A 20,702-nucleotide genomic window follows, 5' to 3' on the forward strand; every position below is an offset into this window, starting at 1 on the left:
GCTGCCTTCCAGCTTCCAGCATTGCCTTGGCGGTGGCCGCTCGTGTAGAATGCGCGCTCGCTCGACCGTTGTTTCGCCTGCGGGCGGACAACCAAGAAAAATAGGGACGATCCCATGCCGGCAGCGCCGGCGGCTGGATCCAATACATCCAATGTGGTGCTTTCATCCATGAAGACGTTCACTGCCAAACCGCAGTCCGTGCAGCGCGACTGGTACGTCGTTGATGCCACGGACAAGACGCTCGGCCGACTGGCCACCGAGATCGCTCGTCGCCTGCGTGGCAAGCACAAGCCCGAGTTCACCCCCCATGTCGATACCGGTGACTACATCGTCGTGGTCAATGCCGAAAAGGTTCAGGTGACCGGCAACAAGGCCCGGGCCAAGAACTATTACCGCCACACCGGCTATCCGGGTGGTCTGCGTTCCATGAGCTTCGAGCAGATGATCGCTCATGCGCCGGAGCGCGTCATCGAGTCTGCCGTCAAGGGCATGCTGCCGAAGGGCCCCCTGGGGCGCGCCATGTATTCCAAGCTGAAGGTTTACGCTGGTGCCGAGCACCCGCATGCCGCCCAGCAGCCGCAAGAATTGAACATCTGAGGGGGTCATCGCCATGACACAGCAGTATTACGGTACCGGGCGCCGCAAGACTTCCACTGCCCGCGTCTTTCTCAAGCCGGGCACCGGCAAGATCACCGTCAACAGCCGCGAGCTGGATCAGTACTTCGGTCGCGTGACCGGCCGCATGGTCGTTCGCCAGCCGCTGGAGCTGACCGACACTCTCGGACAGTTCGACGTCTACGTTACCGTCAAGGGCGGTGGCGGCAGCGCTCAGGCAGGAGCCATCCGTCACGGTATTACTCGGGCGTTGATGCAGTACAACGAGGAGTTCCGCCAGCCGTTGCGTGCGGCAGGCTATGTCACCCGCGATGCCCGCGAGGTCGAGCGCAAGAAGGTGGGGCTGCGCAAAGCACGCCGTCGCCCGCAGTTCTCCAAGCGCTGATACAGTCATTACTGCGACAAAAAAGCCCAGGCGGTTGCCTGGGCTTTTTCTTTTTCAGACAGGGGCTTGCAAGATAAATGCCACCTTCGTCAGGCCTCGTTCGTCTTGTGCATGACGGCGCGATTCCTTACTATGTGGCGGATTTGGTATCCGTGGTCGCGGGAAGAAAATCCCGTGATGGATCACCGGGTAAGCTGATGGGAGAAACCATAACATGGCAGATAACGGCGTGAACAAAGGGCGGCGCCGTCTCCTCTTGGGTGCGACCACCGTGGTGGGTGCGGTGGGTGCCGTAGGAGTGGCGGTTCCCTTTGTGGCTTCCTGGCAGCCGAGTGCCAGGGCAAGGGCAGCGGGCGCGCCCGTAAAAGCGGACGTCTCCAAGCTAGAGGAAGGGCAGCGCATGATCGTCGAGTGGCGCGGGCGTCCGGTATGGATCGTCAAGCGCACACCCGGAATGATCGAGCGTACGGAGAGTTTCGATACGTCACGGTTGGCCGACCCGGAGTCCAACGAGCCACAGCAGCCCGAGTACGTCTCCGGGCCGCTACGGTCGATTCGTCCCGAGATATCGGTGCTGATCGGGATCTGCACGCACCTCGGCTGCTCGCCGCTGTTCCGCCCCGAACCGGAAGACGTGGACATGGAAGCCTGGCCGGGCGGCTACTTCTGCCCCTGTCATGGCTCCTTCTTCGACCTGTCGGGGCGCGTGTTCCGTAACGTGCCGGCGCCGACGAACCTGGAGGTCCCGCCGTACCGCTTCGAAAGCGACGATGTGATCATCGTTGGCGAAGACGAGGAGACTGCCTGATGGGTAACCCGAACAAAGCCAAGGCGGAAAGCGGGATCATGCGCTGGGTCGATGATCGCTTCCCCGCCACGCAGATGTGGCAGGATCACCTGTCCAAGTACTATGCCCCGAAGAACTTCAACTTCTGGTACTTCTTCGGTTCGCTGGCCATGCTGGTGCTGGTCAACCAGATACTCACCGGCATCTGGCTGACCATGAGCTACAATCCCTCGGCCGAGGGGGCCTTCCGTTCGGTCGAGTACATCATGCGCGACGTCGAGTGGGGCTGGCTGTTGCGCTACCTGCACTCCACCGGCGCAACCGCGTTCTTCGTGGTCGTCTACCTGCACATGTTCCGTGGTCTGCTCTACGGTTCCTACAAGGCGCCTCGCGAGCTGGTCTGGATCTTCGGCATGGCCATCTACCTGGTGCTCATGGCCGAAGCCTTCATGGGCTACCTGCTGCCGTGGGGCCAGATGTCCTACTGGGGCGCCCAGGTCATCATCTCGCTGTTCTCGGCCATCCCGGTGATCGGTCCGGACCTGACTCAATGGATTCGTGGCGACTTCCTGATTTCCGGTATCACCTTGAATCGCTTCTTCGCCCTGCACGTGGTGGCGCTGCCCATCGTGATTCTCGCGCTGGTGGTGCTGCATATCATCGCCCTGCACGAGGTCGGTTCCAACAATCCGGACGGCATCGACATCAAGGCCAAGAAGGACGAGTCCGGAAAGCCGCTGGATGGCATTCCCTTCCACCCGTACTACACGGTGAAGGACATTTTCGGAGTGGCGGTGTTCCTGTTCGTCTTCATGGTGGTGGTCTTCTACTTCCCCGAAGGCGGCGGCTATTTCCTCGAGGCGCCCAACTTCCAGCCGGCCAACCCGATGGTGACGCCGGATCACATCGCTCCGGTGTGGTACTTCACGCCCTTCTACGCGATCCTGCGCGCCATTACCTTCTCGGTGTTCGGGCTGGATGCCAAGTTCTTGGGTGTGATTTTCATGGGCGGGGCCATTGCCGTGCTCTTCGTGCTGCCCTGGCTGGATCGCAGCCCGGTGCGCTCCATGCGCTACAAGGGGTGGATGTCCAAGGTCATGCTGGTGGTGTTCGCCGTGAGCTTCGTGATCTTGGGCATACTGGGCGCACTGCCCGCCACGCCACTGCGCACTGCCGTTGCCCAGCTGTGCACCGCGCTCTACTTCGCCTTCTTCCTGCTGATGCCGCTCTACACTCGGCTGGAGAAGACCAAACCCGTTCCGGAGAGGGTGACTGGCTAATGAAAAAGCAACTGTTCGCACTGCTCTTCGCGCTGGTGCCGCTCTCGGCATTGGGAGCCGGCGCTGCAGACGTGCCTCATTCGATGACCCCGGATCTCGATGACAAGGCATCACTGCAGCGGGGCATGCAGCTCTATACCAACTACTGCATGGGCTGCCACTCCCTGGAGCATCAGCGTTTTGCCAGGGCTGCCGAGGATCTGGGCATGCCCCAGGATTTGGTCGAGCAGAACCTGATCTTCTCTTCCGATCAGGCCTACAATGATCTGATGCACAACGCGATGGCCGAAGAGGACGCGGCCAACTGGTTCGGTGCCGCGGCACCTGACTTGACCCTGGAGTCGCGCGTGCGCGGTACCGACTGGATTTACTCCTATCTGCTCACCTTCTACCGCGATCCCGAGCGTCCCAATGGGGTCAACAATCAGGTGTTCGAGATGGTGTCGATGCCCAACGTGCTCGAACCGCTGCAGGGCGTGCAAGAGCAGGTCTGTGCGGAGAGCGACCGCCCGGTGGAGGGCGCCGAGCTCGATCCGTTGACCGGCAAGTACCAGTCGTGCGACGTGCTGCAGGTCACCCAGCCGGGCGCCATGGAGCCCGACGAGTTCGAGGCGGCGGTCTACGATCTGACCAACTTCCTGGCCTACGTTGGTGAGCCATCGAAGCTGCAGGCCCAGACCCTGGGTCCGAAGGTGTTGATCTTCATCTTCATCTTCGGCGTGCTGGCGTATCTTTTGAAACGCGAATACTGGCGCGACGTTCACTGATCTCACGGTCAGTGGTAGTTCAGGGGGCGTATGGCCGAGGCCGTGCGCCCCCTGTGCGTTGTCGCGAGGTCGAGGTAGGGTGTAACGTCGGCGCCCCTGCCAGGTGGCTCGCGTGTTATCATTCGAATTCGATTTGATGCGAGGAATGTTTCATGGGTGTAGTGGCCAAGCGGTCATCGATGACCTTCTACTCCGGTAGCGATGATCACTTCAGTCATCGTGTGCGCATCGTGCTGGCCGAGAAAGGCGTCGCGGTGGACATCGTGGAGGTCAGCGGCGATCAGCGTCCCGAGGAGCTCGCCGACCTCAACCCTTATAACAGCGTGCCCACGCTGCTGGACAGGGATCTGGTTCTCTATGAATCCAAGGTGATGATGGAGTACCTCGATGAGCGTTTTCCGCATCCGCCTTTGCTGCCGGTCTATCCGGTGGCGCGTGCTCAGAGCCGACTGTGGATGCATCGTATCGAGCGTGAATGGTGCCCCCTGGTCGAGCAAATCGAGCGAGGCGGAAAGAAAGACGTCGAGAAGTCGCGCAAGGAGCTGCGCGAGAGCCTGGTCGGCATTTCGCCCATCTTCGAGGATATGCCCTATTTCATGAGCGAGGAGTTTTCGCTGGTGGACTGCTGCATTGCCCCGATTCTGTGGCGGTTGCCGGAACTGGGTATCGAGCTGCCCGAAAAGCAGGTCAAGCCGCTGATCAGCTACATGGACAGGCTGTTCGAGCGCGATGCTTTCATTGCTTCGCTAAGTGAGCGCGAGCGCGAAATCCGCGCTTGAACGCCATGATGCTGGCGAGGCGAGTGTAACCAACTGGAGGAAGGCAACCGATGCTGTCGAGCCGTCCCTATCTCGCCAGGGGCCTCTATGAGTGGCTGCTGGATAATGAGCAAACGCCTTATGTCGTGGTGGATGCCGAGCAGTCGGGCGTCAAGGTGCCCCGTCAGTTCGTGCAGAACGGCCAGATCGTGCTGAACGTGGGGCCCACGGCGGTTCGGGATCTCGTCATCGACAATGCCTGCCTCTCCTTCCATGCCAGTTTCGGGGGGCAGGCGATGCAGGTGGTGGTGCCGACGAGTGCCTTGGTGGCGATCTATGCCCGTGAGACAGGAGTGGGCATGGTATTCGGCCACGAGCCGGTGATGCCCCAGCCCGAAGCCGAACGGACCGAGGACGTGTCTGCACCGGAGACGGAGCGGCCGGTGCAGGCCGACGAGGATCGTGAGCGCGAATCGGAAAGCGGCCGCGCTGCTGATGACGAGTCGCCGTCCCGCGGACGTCCTTCGCTGAGGGTCGTCAAGTAGCGCAATCCCCGTGCGGGGAAGAGGGAGTCACAACGGCAGGCCGGGAGGCCTGCCGTTGTCGTTTATCGACGTTCAGTCCAGGTAGTCGAAGACCTTGACGATACGTTGCACGCCACCGACTTCGGAGACGGCATCGACGATGCGGTCGGCCTCGGCACGGGTGACGATCCCCATGATATAGACGCTGGCGTTCTCGGTGATGAAGCGCAGGCGGCTGGTATCGATGGTTTCATCGGCGGCCAGGGTCGTACGGATGCGGGTATTGAGCCAGGTGTCCGCCAGGCGCTGGCTGGCGGGAAGGTTGCCGGCAATGGCCAGTTCATTGTGCACGTCGCGCACGTTGCGTACATCGCTGGCTATGTCGCTGGCCATTTGCCTGAGCTCTTCGCTGGGCACCTGGCCGGTGAGCAGCACCACTCCGTTGTAGGCATCGACGTTGATGCGCGCATCGTCCAGGCGCGAGTCGCTGCGACGCAGGTTGTGCGTGACCTTGGTTTCGATGCTTTCGTCCTCGACCTGCGTGCCCAGAGTGCGTGTGCCGTAGTTTTCCTCGATGGTGCCGGGATGAGTGACGCCCGTGATGGCCGTACAGCCGGTCAAGCCGAGCAGGGCGGTCAGGAGCAGAATCGGAATGAGACGATATCGGGTCATGGGGCTACTCGCTAGTACCGAAGAGCTGTTCGTCGATGAGGTCGCACAGGCAGTGAATGACAAGCAGGTGCACCTCCTGAATGCGTGCCGTGGAGGTGGCCGGCACGCGGATCTCGCAGTCGTCCTGGCCGAGCAGCGATGCCATGTCGCCGCCGTCGCGGCCGGTGAGCGCCACTACCGTCATGTCGCGGTCATGGGCTGCCTGGATTGCCTGAATCACGTTGGCGGAGTTGCCGCTGGTGGAGATGGCGAGCAGGATGTCGCCAGGCTGGCCCAGGGCGCGCACCTGCTTGGAGAAGACATCATTGTAGCTGTAGTCGTTGGCGATGGAGGTGAGCGTGGACGTGTCCGTGGTCAATGCCAGGGCCGGCAGGCTGGGCCTCTCGCGCTCGAAGCGGTTGAGCAGCTCCGAGGAGAAGTGCTGACTGTCGCCGGCGCTGCCGCCGTTGCCGCAAGCGAGAATCTTACCCTCGTTGACTAGGCACTGGACCATCATCTGGCTGGCGACCTCGATGAAGGGCGGTAGAACCTCGCTGGCGTAGGTCTTGGTGTCGATGCTGGCGTTGAAATGACCGAGTATTCGCTGCTGGAAATCCATTCTTGGGTCCTGGTCTCGGAGCTCAAAAAGCTTCGAAGGCGCCTTGAATCCACTCGAAATCGAGTTCGGGTGGCTTGCCGGTTACGGCCAGGGCATCGAAGCGGCAGGGACATGATAGCCGGTTGCGAGTGAGATAAAAACGCGCTGCCTTGATCAGCCGGCGCTGCTTGGCGGCGGTGATCGTCTCCAGCGGGTGGCCGTGGCGGGAATCGGTACGGTGACGCACTTCGACGAAGATCAAAGTGTCGCCGTCGCGCATGACCAGGTCGAGCTCGCCGCCCTTGGCGTGCTGGTTGCGGGCTACCAGCACGAGCCCCCGGGCGACCAACCATTCGGCCGCCCATTGCTCGACTTGCGAACCCCGCGCCCGGGCGTCACTGCCGTGCGCCATCGCCACTCTCCGGAGCTACCAGTGGCTCGCTGCCGAGCGGGGTGCCTTCGAGGCGCTGGGCATCGTCGGTCAGGCCGCCGTCATTCAGAAAGTCGGTAACCAGCACGGGACGGGGCAGGCCGTTCTCGAAACGGGCCCATGGCAGGCGACGGTGAAGGCGACCGTCGTTTCCCACGCTCAGCGTGCCGGTCGCACCGAACAATTCGCTGTCGGGGAGCAGGCGGAACTGGGGTAGCCGTAATGCCAGCTCGTAGGCGTCCACACCCATGGCCAGCAGGCGGAACAGCGATGGGTCGGCATCTTCGCGCAGTTGACGGTAGCTGGCCTGGAAGGGCAGGGCTTCCTCGCCGCCGACCGCGGCATCGGGGATCTGCCAGGGGATGTCGATGAAGTTGACACCGTCGAGATCGTGGTCCAGCAAGGGTTGGGGACGCCCCTCATGGAGGTGCGAGGTGGCGTAGATGGGCAGCTCGGCGGCATCGTAGTAGTCGAGCGTGGGGGGAACCTGCCGAGCAAAGCTGGGAACGGCGAGCAGGAAAAGCATGTCGGGGTTGCCGCCCAGGGCGCGCCGAGTGCTTTCGGTGGCTGAACCGGACGGAGCGTAGGCGACACGGCTGGTGATGGTGCCGTCGTTGCGTTGCCATGTCGCTTCGAAGGCCTGGCCTACCCGACGTCCCCAGTCGTTATCGGGAATCAACATGGCAGCACGGCGGTGGCCGTCCTCACGGGCACGGCGTGCGACCTGGCGCGCCTCGTCCTCGGCCGAAAGGCCGTACTGGTAGAGCTGATCAGCCCGGTTGCGGTCGTTTTCGCCATAGTTGAGGGCCAGGGTCGGCAGTGGTACGCGATCGCGTTCCTCGAGCCGAGAGACCTGCTCTTTGTCCAGAGGACCGATGGCCACCTGTGCTCCGGCATCGCGCGCCTCGGCGTAGAGGAGCTCTAGGTCGCCCAGGCTCGAGTCGAAAAAGCTCATGCGCAGCCCTCCGTTACGCTCCACGGCGTTGAGGTGGTGGGTGCGAAGCCCCTCGCGGATTGCCTCGGCGACGCTGGCCAGCGGGCCCGACTCGGGTAGAAAGACGGCAACGTGGCGGATCTCCCGGCCGCGCAGTTCGCGCAGGGCCAGCAGGTCGCTGGGGATTTCACGGCCAGCGGGATGGCGCGGGTTGCGGTCGCGCCAAGCGTCGATCTGCGAGAATAGACGTTCGATGTCACTGCCGGCATCGCGGGTCAACCGTGCCAGTTCGATCCAGCCCTCGGTGAGTCGTTCGGCGCCATCTGCCAGTGCGGCCAATTGCTGACCGTCGAGGCGTGACAGTGAATGCCAGATGCCTTCGTTGAGCGCGGTAGCGTCGGTGTCGCGCTGTACGGCGAGGAGAGCCTGGGCTGCAGCCAGGTGTTCGCCGATCTCGGCCAGGGCGCGCCCGCGGCGTTCGCGCAGGGTGTTCGCCGCCTCCCGGTCGATGTCGCGCGCGTCGATGTCCTGGGTGGCGCGGAGCACGGCTGTGGTGTCTTCTGCCTCGCTGCCGAGTCGTGACAGCAGCAGTCCCCAGCGCTGGTAGTCGGCGTCGTCGAGTGCCGCGTCGTCGAGCTCCAAGGCGACCTCGAGCGCCTGGGTGCGCTGATCCTGCTGTGCTAGGATGTCGGCCGCTTCAAGGCGGCTGACGGCCGCCTGCTCGCCTTCTTGCTGGCTGGCCTGCTCGAGCAGCGCTTGCGGATCGTCGGGGAGCCGCTCGGTCGGTCCTGGCTGATACGCACAGCCGCCGATCAGCAGAGCGAGCAGTACGGTGGCCAGCAGGCCGCGAAGCGTCTTGTCCATGATAACGTGTCCCTTGTCGTCGCTTGCCGGGAGCCCTCATGTCGGATTCGAGCTCTGGATCATTGTACGTGGTCGCCACACCGATTGGGAATCTGGACGATCTGACGCCGCGGGCGGCACGCGTCCTGTCCGAGGTCGCCCTCGTGGCGGCCGAGGACACACGGCACAGCGCTCGTCTGCTGCGCCACCTGGGACTTCACCGTCCGCTGCTGTCGCTGCACGAGCACAACGAGGCGGCGCGGGTCGCGCAGCTCGATGCACGGTTGGCGGAAGGCGAGGATATTGCCCTGATCAGCGATGCTGGTACGCCGCTGATCAGCGATCCCGGCTTCGTGCTGGTTCGGGAATTGCGGGCGAGGGGGCGGAGGGTGATACCCATACCCGGCGCCTGCGCCCTGGTGGCAGCGCTTTCGGCGGCTGGCTTACCCACCGACCGCTTCCTCTTCGAAGGCTTCCTGCCGGCGCGAAGTGCGGCACGCCGGACACGACTGGAAGCGCTGGCGGAGCGTGAGGAAACCCTGGTGTTCTACGAGTCGCCGCACCGGATTCGGGATACCCTGGCGGATATCGGCGTCGTGCTGGGCCAGCGACACCTAGTGCTGGCCCGTGAACTGACCAAGGCGTACGAGACATTCCTCGAGGGCAGCGCTGGGGCCTTGACGACGCGTATGGAGCAGGACCCCAACCAGGCCCGCGGGGAATTCGTGGTCATGCTGGCCGGTGCCGAGTCGCGTCAGGTTGCGGCGACGGTGATCGAAGGGGAGGCGTTGCTGGGGGCGTTGCTGGACGAAGGCATGGGCGTCAAGCAGGCCGCCGGCGTGGCGGCTCGGTTGCTGGGTGGGGCCAGGAAGGTCTGGTATGCCCGGGCTCAGGCGCTCAAGGAGGCGCGGCAAAGTCATTGAGAGGGTTACCTGGCGCTGGTATTCTTGCGCTCGGAGTTGGCCAGACAGTCGCCGCCGGTCCGTTCTCGAAGATCGGTATCGGGGGAGGAAAGTCCGGGCTCCACAGGGCAGGGTGCCAGGTAACGCCTGGGCGGCGCGAGCCGACGGAAAGTGCAGCAGAGAGTAGACCGCCTACGTCTCCTGCGGGAGGCCGGCAAGGGTGAAAGGGTGCGGTAAGAGCGCACCGCGCGCCTGGCAACAGTGCGTGGCACGGCAAACCCCACCCGGAGCAAGACCAAATAGGAACCCCATGGCGTGGCCCGCGTCGGGTTCGGGTAGGTCGCTTGAGCACTGCGGCGACGCAGTGATTAGAGGAATGACTGTCCACGACAGAACCCGGCTTATCGGCCGACTCCCTCCGTTTTACTGGTTGGCACGACGGTTGCGGCCGTCGTCCGCCTCACAATACCGAGAAGCGCATGTCGTCATCCGCCCCCGAATCGCCCTCCCGCGGCTTTCGCCATGCCAGCGTCCTGCTCGACGGAGCGGTCGATACCCTGGTTCACGACCCGGAAGGCGTCTATCTGGACGGTACCTTCGGTCGCGGCGGTCACAGTCGGGCCATCCTTGCGCGGTTGGCGCCGACGGGGCGGTTGCTGGCCATCGATCGCGACCCTCAGGCCGTGGCCGAGGCGGGAGGTATCGACGATCCGCGCTTCACCATCGAGAAGGGGGAGTTCGCCAGGCTCGACGAGATTGCTGCAGCCCATGGGGTGCAGGGTCGCCTGGCCGGCGTGCTGCTCGATGTGGGCGTCTCCTCGCCTCAACTGGACGACCCCGAGCGCGGATTCAGCTTCCTGCGCGATGGGCCCCTCGACATGCGCATGGACCCCACGCGCGGAAAGAGTGCTGCCGACTTTCTGGCCGATGCCGACGAAGCCGAACTGGTTCGGGTCTTCAAGGAGTATGGCGAGGAACGTTTTGCGCGTCGGCTGGCACGAGCCATCGTGAGCCGGCGTGTCGAGAGCCCCTTCGAGCGGACGGCGGACCTCGCCGAGGTGGTCAAGGCCGCGCATCCCGCCTGGGAGAAAGGCAAGCATCCCGCGACGCGCGTCTTTCAGGCGTTGCGTATCCACGTCAATGGCGAACTCGAGCAGCTCGATGCGGCGTTGGCTGCCGCCCTGGAAGCCCTGGCGCCGGGTGGGCATCTCGTGGTGATCAGTTTCCATTCTCTGGAGGACCGCCGCGTCAAGCGCTTCATCCGCGAGCACGTGCGAGGCGATAGCCACTTGCCGCGTGATGTGCCCATTCGCGACGCGCAGCTCGAGAGGAGGTTGGTCTCGCTGGGCAAGGCTCAGCGGCCATCACCGGCAGAGGTCGACGCCAACCCTCGCGCGCGCAGCGCAGTCATGCGCGCGGCTCGCAAGCTGGCCTGAGGGATCATGAGCGTAGCATCGCAGCATTCCGGTTCGTCGCGCTTCGGTTGGCCCTTGGGCCGGCTTGGCGGCGTGCGCTTGGTACTGGTGGTGTTGCTGGTGATGGCGTGCCTGGCTTCGGCCATGGCGTCGATCGCCGTCAGTCACCAGACCCGGGAGCAGTACGCCCGCTTGCAGCAACTCGAGCGCGAACGCGATCAGTTGCAGACCGAATGGGGTCGCCTGCTGCTCGAGGAAAGCACTTGGTCGTCGCCAGCGCGCATCGAGCGTCTGGCCGTGGAACGGCTCGACATGCGTCTGCCCGATGTCACCGACGTTGAGGTGATTCGCCCATGAGCGCCTCTTCGAGACAGGGAGGCACGCCGCGCCATCGCCCTGTGTCGCCCCCCATGGGGCGGGCGCGATACGTTCTGGTGCTGGTGTTGGTCGCCCTCGGCATGTTGCTGCTGGGCGCGCGTATCGTGACGCTCCACGTCTTCGATCAGCCCTTCCTCCAGGGGCAGGGCAATGCGCGGATTCTGCGCACCGAACCGTTGTCCGCTCATCGCGGCATGATCACCGACCGGCATGGTGAGCCACTGGCCATTTCCACGCCGGTGGTGACGCTGTGGGCCAACCCTCAGGAAATCGCCGACGATCGCATCCAGCGTCTGATGCTCGCTCAGGCGCTCGGCATGAGCCTGGACGAACTCGATGGTCGTCTGGAGCGCTATGCGGATCGAGAGTTCATGTATTTGCGGCGTCAACTGACACCCGAGGCCGCTCAGCGGGTACTCGATCTGCGCGTGGCGGGCGTCTATGCCCAGCATGAGTACAAGCGCTACTACCCGGCAGGAGAGGTGACGGCACAGCTGGTCGGTGTCACCAACGTCGACGATCGCGGTCAGGAGGGACTCGAGCTCGCCTATCAGCCCCACTTGGCTGGCACTCCCGGGAAGCGGCGCGTGATCAAGGACCGTCGTGGCCAACTGGTGCGTGACCTCGAAGTGCTGCGCGAAGCCGAGCCCGGCGGCGAGCTGACGCTGTCCATCGATCAACGGCTGCAATACGTGGCCTATCGCGAGCTCAAGAAGGCGGTTGCGGCGCACGAGGCAGACGGTGGCATCGTGGTGATGCTCGATGCGCGCACCGGCGAAGTGCTGGCCATGGCCAACCAGCCTTCTTACAACCCCAACAACCGGGCCGGGCTCGATCCGCAAGGTCTGCGCAACCAGGCGATCGTCGACGTGTTCGAGCCGGGTTCGGTGGTCAAGCCGCTGGCCATGGCGGCCATCCTCGAGAGCGGGGAGTTCTCTCTCGACACCGTCATCGACACGACCCCAGGATGGATGCGCATCGACCAGTTCACCATTCGCGACATTCGCAACTATGGCGAACTGGATCTGGCCGGTATCCTCGAGAAGTCATCGAACATCGGGATGTCCAAGCTCACTCTGGAACTCGACGAACCACGGGTGCCCGAACTCTATCGCAGCCTGGGCTTCGGCCAGAGTCCCGAAACCGGATTTCCCGGCGAAGCGGTGGGGAACCTCCCGGCGCCGGTGCGCTGGTCACACAGCCAGTGGGCGGCGCTTTCCTACGGGTATGGCCTGTCGGTTTCGGCATTGCAGCTGGCCAGCGCCTATACTGCGCTGGCCAACGGTGGGGTGCGCATGTCGCCGTCGCTGCTCAAGCGCGCTCAGCCAGCGAGCGGCGTCGAGGCCATCGAGCCGGAGGTGGCCCACGAGTTGTTGCGCATCATGGAAGCTTCCGTGCAGCCCGGCACCGGTGGTCGACGGGCCGCCGTGCCGGGCTACCGGGTGGCCGGCAAGACCGGAACGGTGCGCAAATCCTCGGCGGGAGGCTACGAAAAGGATGCTTATCGTAGCCTGTTCGCTGGCATCGCACCGGTTTCCGACCCGCGCATCGTTACCGTGGTGATGATCGATCGCCCGCGCGGCGGCGACTATTTCGGGGGCGCCGTGGCCGCCCCGGTTTTCTCACGCGTGGCCGGCAGTGCCTTGCGCTTGCTCGATGTGCCGCCCGACCAGCGTGAGCGTCAATGACCAGCGTACCGGAGAAGTGTCCATGCACGTGACAGCAGCCCGTTTTCAGGCGGCACTGCGCCGCTGTTGGCCCGATCTGGTAGCGGATGACGCCCCGTTGCCGGCTCGCCTGCGTGTGGTTGAGGACAGTCGCCACGTGGAACCGGGCGATGTCTTCGTGGCGGTTCCCGGTGAGACAGTCGATGGCCGGGATTTCGTCGAGGCGGCCCTGTCGGCCGGTGCCGAACGGGTGCTTTATCATCTGGGGCGGGACGAAAGGCTGCCCGAGGCGCTGGCCGATTGGCGCGTGGTGCCTTTGCCCTTTCTGCGCCAACGGCTGGGCGAACTGGGACAAGCGCTCTATGCCGTGCCCGATTCGCTCGAGCTGATCGGCGTCACCGGTACCAATGGCAAGAGCTCGGTGACCCACTTCATCGCCGAGCTGAGCCGGCAGTTGGGTTGCGAGGCCGGAGTGGTGGGTACCCTGGGGTACGGACGGCCGGGCGCCTTGACAGAAGGGCGGCTGACCACTCCTGGGCCTTTGGGACTGCAAGCGGCACTGGGCGAAATGGCCGCTGACGGCATGGCGCGGGTGGCCATGGAGGTGTCTTCGCACGCTCTGGAACAGGGGCGTTTGGAGGGCTGCCGGGTTTCGGCGGCGATATTCACCAACCTGAGCCGTGACCATCTCGACTACCACGGCAGCATGGCCGCCTACGCCGCGGCCAAGGCCCGTCTATTTCGCCGGCCGGAGCTTGCTCTGGCCGTGGTCAATGCCGACGACCGGCTGGCACGGCTGATGCTGGCCGGCGTGGCCGACGGAGTACGGGTGCTGGCCGTCGGCAGCGACCCGGCGGCCACGTTACGAGTGCTCGACTGGCAGGCCTCGCCGGAGGGTCAACTGGCGCTGGTCGCAACGCCGGAAGGGGAGTTTCCCCTGGCGCTTCCGCTGCTGGGCCGCTTCACTCTCGACAACCTGCTGCTGGCCATGGCCACGCTGTATGGCCTGGGTGCACCGCTGGAAGCGCTGTTCGAGTCGGCCGCGCGCATTTCGCCGGTGCCGGGGCGTCTACAGCCGCTGATTCGTCGCGGTTGCCCCCGGGTCATCGTTGACTATGCGCACACGCCGGATGCGCTGGAGAATGCCCTGGCGGCGTTGCGTGCCCACCTCCCCGGACCGGGTCGGCTGTGGTGTCTGTTCGGCTGCGGGGGGGGGCGCGACAGCGGCAAGCGATCGTTGATGGCTGCCGTCGCCGAGCGCCATGCCGACCGGCTGGTCGTTACCGATGACAACCCTCGCGGCGAGGAACCGGCAGCGATCCGCGAGCAGGTCATGGCCGGTCTCTCGTCGGCGGGGCGCCAGCGAGCCTGGAACCGGGAGGGGCGTGCTGCGGCCATTGCCTGGGTGCTGGCCGAGACAGGGCCCGACGACGTGGTGCTGGTGGCCGGCAAAGGGCACGAAACCTACCAGGAAATCGGCGGTGTTCGCCATCCGTTCAGCGACGTGGAAGCGGTGACGCTGGCGCTGGAGTGGCGGGAGGCCATGGCATGAGCCGATGCGGTCTCGACACTCTGTGCGCAGTGGCTGCTGAACTGGGCGTGCCGCCACTCGATGAGGACATGCCACTTGCGGGTATCGTCACCGACAGTCGCCAGCTCGTTGCGGGTGCGCTCTTCGTGGCGCTGCGTGGCGAGCGCTTCGATGCCCACGACTTCATTGCCCAGGCTCGTAAGGCTGGTGCCGCAGCGGCACTGGTGGAGCGTCCCCTGGACGACCCGCTGCCGCAGCTTCGGGTGCCGGATACCCGCCTCGCTCTCGGGTTGCTGGGGCGGGCTCGGCGGCGCGCCTGGGGAAGACCCCTGCTAGCCGTCACCGGCAACAGCGGCAAGACCAGCGTCAAGGAGCTGCTCAAGGGCGTTTTGAGTGCCGAGGGGATGACACTCGCGACGCATGCCAATCTCAACAATGACATTGGCGTACCGCTGACCCTGTTGGGGCTGACGCCGCATCACCGTCATGCGGTACTCGAACTGGGCGCGAACCACCTGGGGGAAATCGCCTGGACGGCGGCGCTGGCCGAGCCGCAGGTGGCGGTCATCACCAACGTTACCGGTGCTCACGTCGGTGAGTTCGGCGGGATGGGACGGATCGCCCAGGCCAAGGCGGAAATTCTCTCCGGCCTGCCGGCCGACGGCGTGGCGGTGATCAATCGCGACGACAGCTACTTTCCGCTGTGGTCGCGGCTGGCGTCACCCCGCGAGGTGCTCGACTTCGGCTTCAGCGAGACCGCGCGGGTGCGTGCCACTGAGCTGGCCTGCGATGCGTCGGGACGCTATGCTTTCACGCTTGTCGTGGATGGCCTTGCGGTGGGGCGCGTGCAATTGGCCCTGCTGGGGCGCCACAGCGTGGCCAATGCCCTGGCGGCGGCGGCGGCGGCGTTGGCGCTTGGTCTCTCGGCCGAGTGCGTCGTCGCGGGGCTGGCGGAGGCCACGCCGATGGCGGGGCGTCTTGCCGTGGTGGACGGCATTCGCGGTACGCGCGTGCTGGACGACACTTACAACGCCAATCCTGGCGCGGTCAAGGCGGCGCTGGCACTGCTGGCCGAGTTGCCGGGGCCGCGCTGGTGCCTGCTGGGCGCCATGGGCGAATTGGGTGCAGAGGCCGATCGTCTGCATGCCGAGGTCGGGCACTATGCAAGGGAACGGGGAATCGACATGCTCGGTACCTGCGGGGCGCAAGCGCGGCCTGCCTGTGACGCCTTCGGGGAAGGCGGGTACCATTTCAATGACCGCGAGGCGCTGACGCGCCACGTCCTGGACCACCTGCCTCCTGGCGCCAGCGTGCTGGTCAAGGGATCGCGCAGTGTCGGCATGGAAGAGGTCGTGGCCGCACTGCGCGCCGATGCATGAGGTGAGCGCAATACATGCTGCTTTTTCTGGCTGATTTTCTGGCGCAGTTCCAGAGCGCCTTCAATGTTTTCAACTACCTGACCCTACGCATGATCCTGGGCACCTTGACGGCGCTGCTGCTGTGCCTGTTTCTGGGGCCATGGATGATTCGTCGCCTGGTCGAGCGCCAGATCGGCCAGGCGGTACGCGACGACGGCCCCCAGTCGCATCTCTCCAAGGCCGGTACGCCGACCATGGGTGGCGCGATGATCCTGGTGTCGATGGCCGTCAGCACCCTGCTGTGGGGCGATCTCGCCAACCACTACGTCTGGATCGTACTGGCGGTGACGCTGGGCTTCGGTGCCATCGGCTGGGTCGACGACTACCGCAAGGTGGTGGAGAAGAATCCGCGCGGTCTGCCGGCACGCTGGAAGTATTTCTGGCAGTCGCTCATCGGTGGTCTGGCCGCCGTGCTGCTTTACGTCACCGCCGTCTCGCCGGTTGAAACCAGCCTGATCGTGCCGTTGTTCAAGGAGTTCGTGCTGCCACTCGGCGTTTTCTACGTGGTGCTCACCTATCTGGTGATCGTGGGCAGTTCCAATGCCGTCAACCTGACCGACGGCCTCGATGGCCTGGCCATCATGCCCACCGTGATGGTGGCCATGGGGCTTGCCGTGTTCGCCTACGCTAGCGGCAACGCCGTGTTCGCCGAGTATCTGCAGATTCCTTTCATTCCCGGTGCCGGTGAGCTGGCCGTGTTTTGTGCCACCATCGCCGGTGCCGGCCTGGGCTTTTTGTGGTTCAACACCTATCCGGCCCAGGTTTTCATGGGCGATGTCGGAGCGCTGGCGCTGGGGGCGGCTCTCGGCGTGGTGGCGGTCATCGTGCGCCAGGAGATCGTGCTCTTCGTGATGGGCGGCATCTTCGTCATGGAGACCATCTCGGTGATTTTGCAGGTGGGCTCCTACAAGCTCACCGGTCGGCGCATCTTCCGCATGGCCCCGCTGCACCACCACTACGAGCTGAAGGGCTGGCCGGAGCCGCGGGTCATCGTGCGCTTCTGGATCATCACCGTCGTGCTGGTACTGGTCGGCCTGGCCACCCTCAAGGTTCGCTGATGCATTTCGACGGCGTGGGCGAGGCAGGGGACCGGGTCAGGATACCCGAGAGCATTACTCTGGTGGTGGGCCTGGGGATTTCCGGTCGGGCGATCTGTCGCCACTTGGCGCGCCAGGGCATTCCCTTCATGGTTGCCGACACGCGGCAGGAGCCGCCGGGGCTGTCGGCCTTTCGAGAGGCCCATCCCGGGGTTGCAGTCCACTGCGGGCCATTGACGGCGCTCGATCTCGCCCCGGCGAAGGAGATCGTGCTGAGTCCCGGGGTCGACCCATCGACTCCGGGGCTCGAGGGACTGGTCGACCGGTGCCATCCCACCACCGGCGAGCCGCTGCTGGTGGGCGAAATCGCACTTTTCGTGCGTACCTGCCATGCGCCCATTGCCGCCATCACTGGCTCCAACGCCAAGTCCACCGTCACCACCCTGCTCGGCGAGATGGCCCGCGAGGCGGGGGTTCGCGTGGCGGTGGGAGGCAACCTGGGCACACCGGCACTCGATCTGTTGGTGGAGAAGCCCGATGCCGAACTTTTCGTGCTGGAGCTTTCCAGTTTCCAGCTCGAGACGACGCCCTGGTTAGGTGCCGAGGCGGCAGCCTTTCTCAACCTCTCCGAGGATCATCTGGATCGACACCGCGATATGGCGGGTTATCGTGCTGCCAAGCTCGGCATCTTCCGGGGGGCTCGTCATGGCGTGACCAATGCCGAGGATCCGATGACCTGGCCCGAGACTCCTCTGCCGGCGCAGGATCGTTTCACGACCCGTGCCCCCCAGGCCGGCGAGTGGGGCATCGCTCGACGTGACGGCGAAGACTGGCTGATGCATGACGAAGTGCCGTTGATGCCTGCGCAGGCACTGCGCCTGGCGGGGCGACACAATCAGGCCAACGCCCTGGCGGCACTCGCCATGGGCAAGCGGCTGGGGCTGCCACTCGACATCATGACCGCAGTGCTCGAACGCTTTCCCGGTCTGCCGCACCGCGGCGAGACGGTGGCAGTGCTTGATGGCGTGCGCTGGATCAACGACTCCAAAGGCACCAACGTGGGGGCGACGCTCGCCGCCATTGCCGGGCTAGGGCCCACCCTCGAAGGACGGCTGGTGCTGCTCGCCGGCGGTGTGGGGAAGGGAGCCGACTTCACTCCGCTTGCCGCTCCCCTGGCCCGCTATGCCCGGGAGGCGGTACTGTTCGGCGCGGATGCCGAGCGCTTGGAGGCGGCCTTCCACGGAGAGGTGGCGGTGACCCGTGTGACAGACCTCGAGGCGGCCATGTGGCGAGCACGGCAGGTGGCCCGCCCCGGCGATTGCGTGCTGCTCTCGCCGGCCTGTGCCAGTCTGGATCAGTTCGCTGACTACCGGGCCCGCGGCGAGGCGTTCCGCGACTGGGTGAAGCGGCAGCGGCGGGAGGTGATGCATGGCGGTTGAGCGTAACCATTCCGCAAGGCAAGGCGGTCAACGCTTGCGACGGCTGCGCCAGCGGCTCTCGTCCCAGAGCCAGCCCTGTGATGGCTGGCTGTTGCTGGCGGTACTGGCCCTGATGCTGGTCGGCTGGGTGATGGTCACCTCGGCTTCCACTGAAGTGGCGGCCGGGCTCACCGGCAACCCCTATCACATCAGTCTACGGCACGGCACCTTCGTGGTGGCGGCTCTGGTGGCCGGGGCCCTGGTGCTGCGCGTGCCACTGGCCTGGTGGCGGGCCAACGGGCCCCTACTGCTGCTGGTCGGCGTCGTGCTGTTGCTTGCGGTACTCGTCGTGGGGCGTGAAGTGAACGGCAGCCGCCGGTGGATCGCCATTCCCGGGGTGCCCCTGAACCTGCAGGCCTCGGAGGTCGCCAAGCTGTGCCTGATCGTCTATCTGGCCGGCTACCTGGAGCGCTTCTTGCCCGACGTGCGACGTCAGTGGGGAGCCTTCCTGCGCCCGTTGCTAGTGGTCGGTGTCTTCGCGGTGCTGCTCATCCTCGAGCCGGACTACGGTGCCACGGTGGTGATATCCGGTTGCGCGATGGGCATGCTGCTGATGGCTGGCGCACCTTGGGGGCGCTTTATTCTGATTCTCTGCGGGGCTGCCGTGCTGGGGTTCTACGCCGCCATTGCCGAGCCCTATCGGCTGGCGCGACTGACCAGCTTTGCCGATCCCTGGGCGGATCAGTTCGCCAGCGGCTATCAGCTGACCCAGGCGCTGATCGCCTTCGGGCGCGGGCACTGGCTGGGGACGGGTCTTGGCAATAGCGTACAGAAGCTGTATTACCTGCCCGAGGCTCACACCGACTTCGTTTTCGCCGTACTGGCCGAAGAGCTGGGGTTGGTCGGTGCCATCATCGTGCTGGGGCTCTTCGTTCTACTTATCGTGCGGGCCTTGGCCGTGGGGCGGCGTGCCGAAGTGGTGGGCCTGGCGTTTGCCGCCTACATGAGCTACGGCATTGCCTTCGTGATCGCCGCTCAAGCTTTCATCAACATCGCGGTGAGTACTGGTATGCTCCCCACCAAGGGCTTGACCTTGCCGCTGCTGAGCTACGGCGGCTCCAGCTTGCTGATCAGTGCCGTGATGATGGCGATGTTGCTGCGCGCGGATATCGAAACCCGCGCCTGCGTCAAGCGCTCTCGCCCCACTCCTTCCCGCCCTCTACCCGCTCGCAACCAAGGAGCCCGCTCATGACCTCGTCGCCGCCTCGCCGCATTCTGATCATGGCCGGGGGTACGGGGGGGCATGTGATCCCGGCCTTGTCGCTGGCCCGTGAGTTGGCTGAGCGCGACATTGAGGTGCACTGGCTGGGCAGTCCGCGCGGCATCGAGAATCGCCTGGTTCCCGAGGCGAAGATACCGCTGCATCGCATTGCGGTGAGTGGGCTTCGCGGCAATGGCCTGGCGGGTTGGCTGCTGGCCCCCTTCAATCTCACGCGAGCGGTCTGGCAGGCGGCCGGCATCATTCGCCGACTCGATCCGACACTGGTGGTGGGGCTGGGGGGCTTTGCCAGCGGCCCAGGTGGCTTGGCCGCCTGGTTGCTGCATCGCCCCCTGGTGATCCACGAGCAGAATGCCGTGGCGGGTCTCACCAACCGCGTGCTGGCGCGTTTGGCAAGGCGCGTGTTCGCCGCTTTCCCCCAGGCGTTCGCCGGACGTGGCGAGGTGATCGGCAATCCGGTGCGCGCAGAGATCGCTGCGCTGGGCGAGGCGCCGCGACCCGCCTCTGCCATGCGCGGTCGGCGACTGCGTTTGCTGGTGGTAGGCGGCTCGCTGGGTGCGCTGGCGCTCAACCAGCGGCTACCGGAGGCGCTGGCTCGGCTGTCCGAGGCAGCGCGACCCGACGTGCGCCACCAGGCCGGTCGGGATAAAGAAACGGCGACTTTCGAGCACTATCGTGCGCAGGGCGTCGACGCGGAAGTCACCGCCTTCATCGACGACATGGCGGCGGCCTACGACTGGGCGGACCTGGTGGTGTGCCGCGCCGGTGCGTTGACGGTGGCCGAACTCGCCGCCGCCGCCAAGCCGGCGCTGTTCGTGCCCTTCCCCCATGCCGTGGACGATCACCAGACGGCCAACGCACGGGCGCTGGTCGCAGCCGGCGGTGCGTCACTGATGGTGCAATCCGAACTGACGGCAGCGGCGCTGGCCGAGCGCCTGACGACGCTGCTCGCCCCCGACACTCTTGCCACCATGGCCGTGCATGCACGCGGTGGCGCCCACCTCGATGCGGTGGAGCGTCTGGTGGCCGGCTGCATGGAGACAGGTCTTGAGCAATAGTACCCTGGGACCGATTCCCGAACAGAG

General features: G+C 65.1%; 21 protein-coding genes and 1 other RNA gene. 18 read left to right on the top strand and 4 right to left on the bottom strand.

The window, feature by feature from the left end:
* The first annotated feature begins 168 nt into the window (after positions 1-168).
* From rplM to GFD32_RS02325, 7 genes are all read left to right on the top strand, one after another.
* Positions 169-597: a 50S ribosomal protein L13 gene (gene rplM / locus GFD32_RS02295; RefSeq protein ID WP_089686385.1), complete on the top strand. Its 429-nt coding sequence runs from the start codon at positions 169-171 to the stop codon at positions 595-597.
* Between the two features lie 13 nt (positions 598-610).
* Positions 611-1,000 (top strand): 30S ribosomal protein S9, encoded by a 390-nt coding sequence (rpsI, locus tag GFD32_RS02300; protein WP_163574920.1) that lies wholly within the window; start codon positions 611-613, stop codon positions 998-1,000.
* A 214-nt stretch (positions 1,001-1,214) separates the two neighbouring features.
* Positions 1,215-1,808 (top strand): ubiquinol-cytochrome c reductase iron-sulfur subunit, encoded by a 594-nt coding sequence (petA, locus tag GFD32_RS02305; protein WP_163574922.1) that lies wholly within the window; start codon positions 1,215-1,217, stop codon positions 1,806-1,808.
* Complete coding sequence (locus tag GFD32_RS02310) at positions 1,808-3,067, top strand: cytochrome b (RefSeq protein ID WP_163574924.1); 1,260 nt, start codon at positions 1,808-1,810, stop codon at positions 3,065-3,067. Before petA ends, GFD32_RS02310 begins: the two co-directional genes overlap by 1 nt.
* Complete coding sequence (locus GFD32_RS02315; protein WP_163574926.1) at positions 3,067-3,834, top strand: cytochrome c1; 768 nt, start codon at positions 3,067-3,069, stop codon at positions 3,832-3,834. The genes GFD32_RS02310 and GFD32_RS02315 overlap by 1 nt, the downstream gene beginning before the upstream one ends.
* A 152-nt stretch (positions 3,835-3,986) precedes the next feature.
* Positions 3,987-4,613, top strand: coding sequence for a stringent starvation protein SspA (sspA, locus tag GFD32_RS02320; RefSeq protein WP_163574928.1), 627 nt, complete (start codon positions 3,987-3,989; stop codon positions 4,611-4,613).
* A 50-nt stretch (positions 4,614-4,663) separates the two neighbouring features.
* Positions 4,664-5,137, top strand: a complete 474-nt coding sequence (locus GFD32_RS02325) for a ClpXP protease specificity-enhancing factor (protein ID WP_163574930.1) — start codon at positions 4,664-4,666, stop codon at positions 5,135-5,137.
* A gap of 72 nt (positions 5,138-5,209) precedes the next feature.
* Here the strand turns inward: GFD32_RS02325 and GFD32_RS02330 are convergent, their stop codons facing one another.
* From GFD32_RS02330 to GFD32_RS02345, 4 genes are read right to left on the bottom strand one after another with little or no spacing between them, the layout of a single operon-like run.
* Positions 5,210-5,788 (bottom strand): BON domain-containing protein, encoded by a 579-nt coding sequence (locus tag GFD32_RS02330; protein ID WP_163574932.1) that lies wholly within the window; start codon positions 5,786-5,788, stop codon positions 5,210-5,212.
* A gap of 4 nt (positions 5,789-5,792) precedes the next feature.
* Positions 5,793-6,386, bottom strand: coding sequence for a phosphoheptose isomerase (locus GFD32_RS02335; RefSeq protein ID WP_163574934.1), 594 nt, complete (start codon positions 6,384-6,386; stop codon positions 5,793-5,795).
* A gap of 22 nt (positions 6,387-6,408) precedes the next feature.
* Positions 6,409-6,777 (bottom strand): YraN family protein, encoded by a 369-nt coding sequence (locus GFD32_RS02340; protein WP_163574937.1) that lies wholly within the window; start codon positions 6,775-6,777, stop codon positions 6,409-6,411.
* Complete coding sequence (locus tag GFD32_RS02345; protein WP_163574939.1) at positions 6,761-8,593, bottom strand: penicillin-binding protein activator; 1,833 nt, start codon at positions 8,591-8,593, stop codon at positions 6,761-6,763. The genes GFD32_RS02340 and GFD32_RS02345 overlap by 17 nt, the downstream gene beginning before the upstream one ends.
* 38 nt (positions 8,594-8,631) lie before the next feature.
* Between GFD32_RS02345 and rsmI the strand changes: the two genes are divergently transcribed.
* From rsmI to murG, 11 genes are all read left to right on the top strand, one after another.
* Positions 8,632-9,495, top strand: coding sequence for a 16S rRNA (cytidine(1402)-2'-O)-methyltransferase (rsmI, locus tag GFD32_RS02350; RefSeq protein WP_163574941.1), 864 nt, complete (start codon positions 8,632-8,634; stop codon positions 9,493-9,495).
* A 32-nt stretch (positions 9,496-9,527) separates the two neighbouring features.
* Positions 9,528-9,894, top strand: an RNA gene (rnpB, locus tag GFD32_RS02355) — RNase P RNA component class A.
* Positions 9,895-9,953: 59 nt separating this feature from the next.
* On the top strand, positions 9,954-10,910 hold the full coding sequence (rsmH, locus tag GFD32_RS02360; RefSeq protein ID WP_163574944.1) for a 16S rRNA (cytosine(1402)-N(4))-methyltransferase RsmH: 957 nt from the start codon (positions 9,954-9,956) through the stop codon (positions 10,908-10,910).
* A 6-nt stretch (positions 10,911-10,916) separates the two neighbouring features.
* Positions 10,917-11,246 (top strand): cell division protein FtsL, encoded by a 330-nt coding sequence (gene ftsL, locus GFD32_RS02365; RefSeq protein WP_163574946.1) that lies wholly within the window; start codon positions 10,917-10,919, stop codon positions 11,244-11,246.
* Positions 11,243-12,955, top strand: a complete 1,713-nt coding sequence (locus GFD32_RS02370; protein ID WP_163574948.1) for a peptidoglycan D,D-transpeptidase FtsI family protein — start codon at positions 11,243-11,245, stop codon at positions 12,953-12,955. The genes ftsL and GFD32_RS02370 overlap by 4 nt, the downstream gene beginning before the upstream one ends.
* A 22-nt stretch (positions 12,956-12,977) precedes the next feature.
* Positions 12,978-14,486 (top strand): UDP-N-acetylmuramoyl-L-alanyl-D-glutamate--2,6-diaminopimelate ligase, encoded by a 1,509-nt coding sequence (locus GFD32_RS02375; RefSeq protein ID WP_163574950.1) that lies wholly within the window; start codon positions 12,978-12,980, stop codon positions 14,484-14,486.
* Positions 14,483-15,844, top strand: a complete 1,362-nt coding sequence (locus GFD32_RS02380; protein WP_163574952.1) for a UDP-N-acetylmuramoyl-tripeptide--D-alanyl-D-alanine ligase — start codon at positions 14,483-14,485, stop codon at positions 15,842-15,844. The genes GFD32_RS02375 and GFD32_RS02380 overlap by 4 nt, the downstream gene beginning before the upstream one ends.
* A gap of 14 nt (positions 15,845-15,858) precedes the next feature.
* Positions 15,859-16,941 carry a phospho-N-acetylmuramoyl-pentapeptide-transferase gene (gene mraY, locus GFD32_RS02385; protein ID WP_163574954.1) on the top strand — a complete coding sequence of 361 codons (1,083 nt, stop codon included), beginning with the start codon at positions 15,859-15,861 and terminating at the stop codon, positions 16,939-16,941.
* Positions 16,941-18,359: a UDP-N-acetylmuramoyl-L-alanine--D-glutamate ligase gene (gene murD, locus GFD32_RS02390; RefSeq protein WP_163574955.1), complete on the top strand. Its 1,419-nt coding sequence runs from the start codon at positions 16,941-16,943 to the stop codon at positions 18,357-18,359. The genes mraY and murD overlap by 1 nt, the downstream gene beginning before the upstream one ends.
* The gene (ftsW, locus tag GFD32_RS02395) at positions 18,349-19,590 is read left to right on the top strand and encodes a putative lipid II flippase FtsW (protein ID WP_163574957.1); all 1,242 of its coding nucleotides are present in this window, start codon (positions 18,349-18,351) and stop codon (positions 19,588-19,590) included. The genes murD and ftsW overlap by 11 nt, the downstream gene beginning before the upstream one ends.
* Positions 19,587-20,675, top strand: a complete 1,089-nt coding sequence (murG, locus tag GFD32_RS02400) for an undecaprenyldiphospho-muramoylpentapeptide beta-N-acetylglucosaminyltransferase (protein ID WP_163574959.1) — start codon at positions 19,587-19,589, stop codon at positions 20,673-20,675. Before ftsW ends, murG begins: the two co-directional genes overlap by 4 nt.
* The last annotated feature ends 27 nt before the right edge of the window (positions 20,676-20,702 follow it).

This window comes from Halomonas faecis, from assembly GCF_010993975.1.
In the GTDB taxonomy this organism is placed as follows: domain Bacteria; phylum Pseudomonadota; class Gammaproteobacteria; order Pseudomonadales; family Halomonadaceae; genus Halomonas; species Halomonas faecis.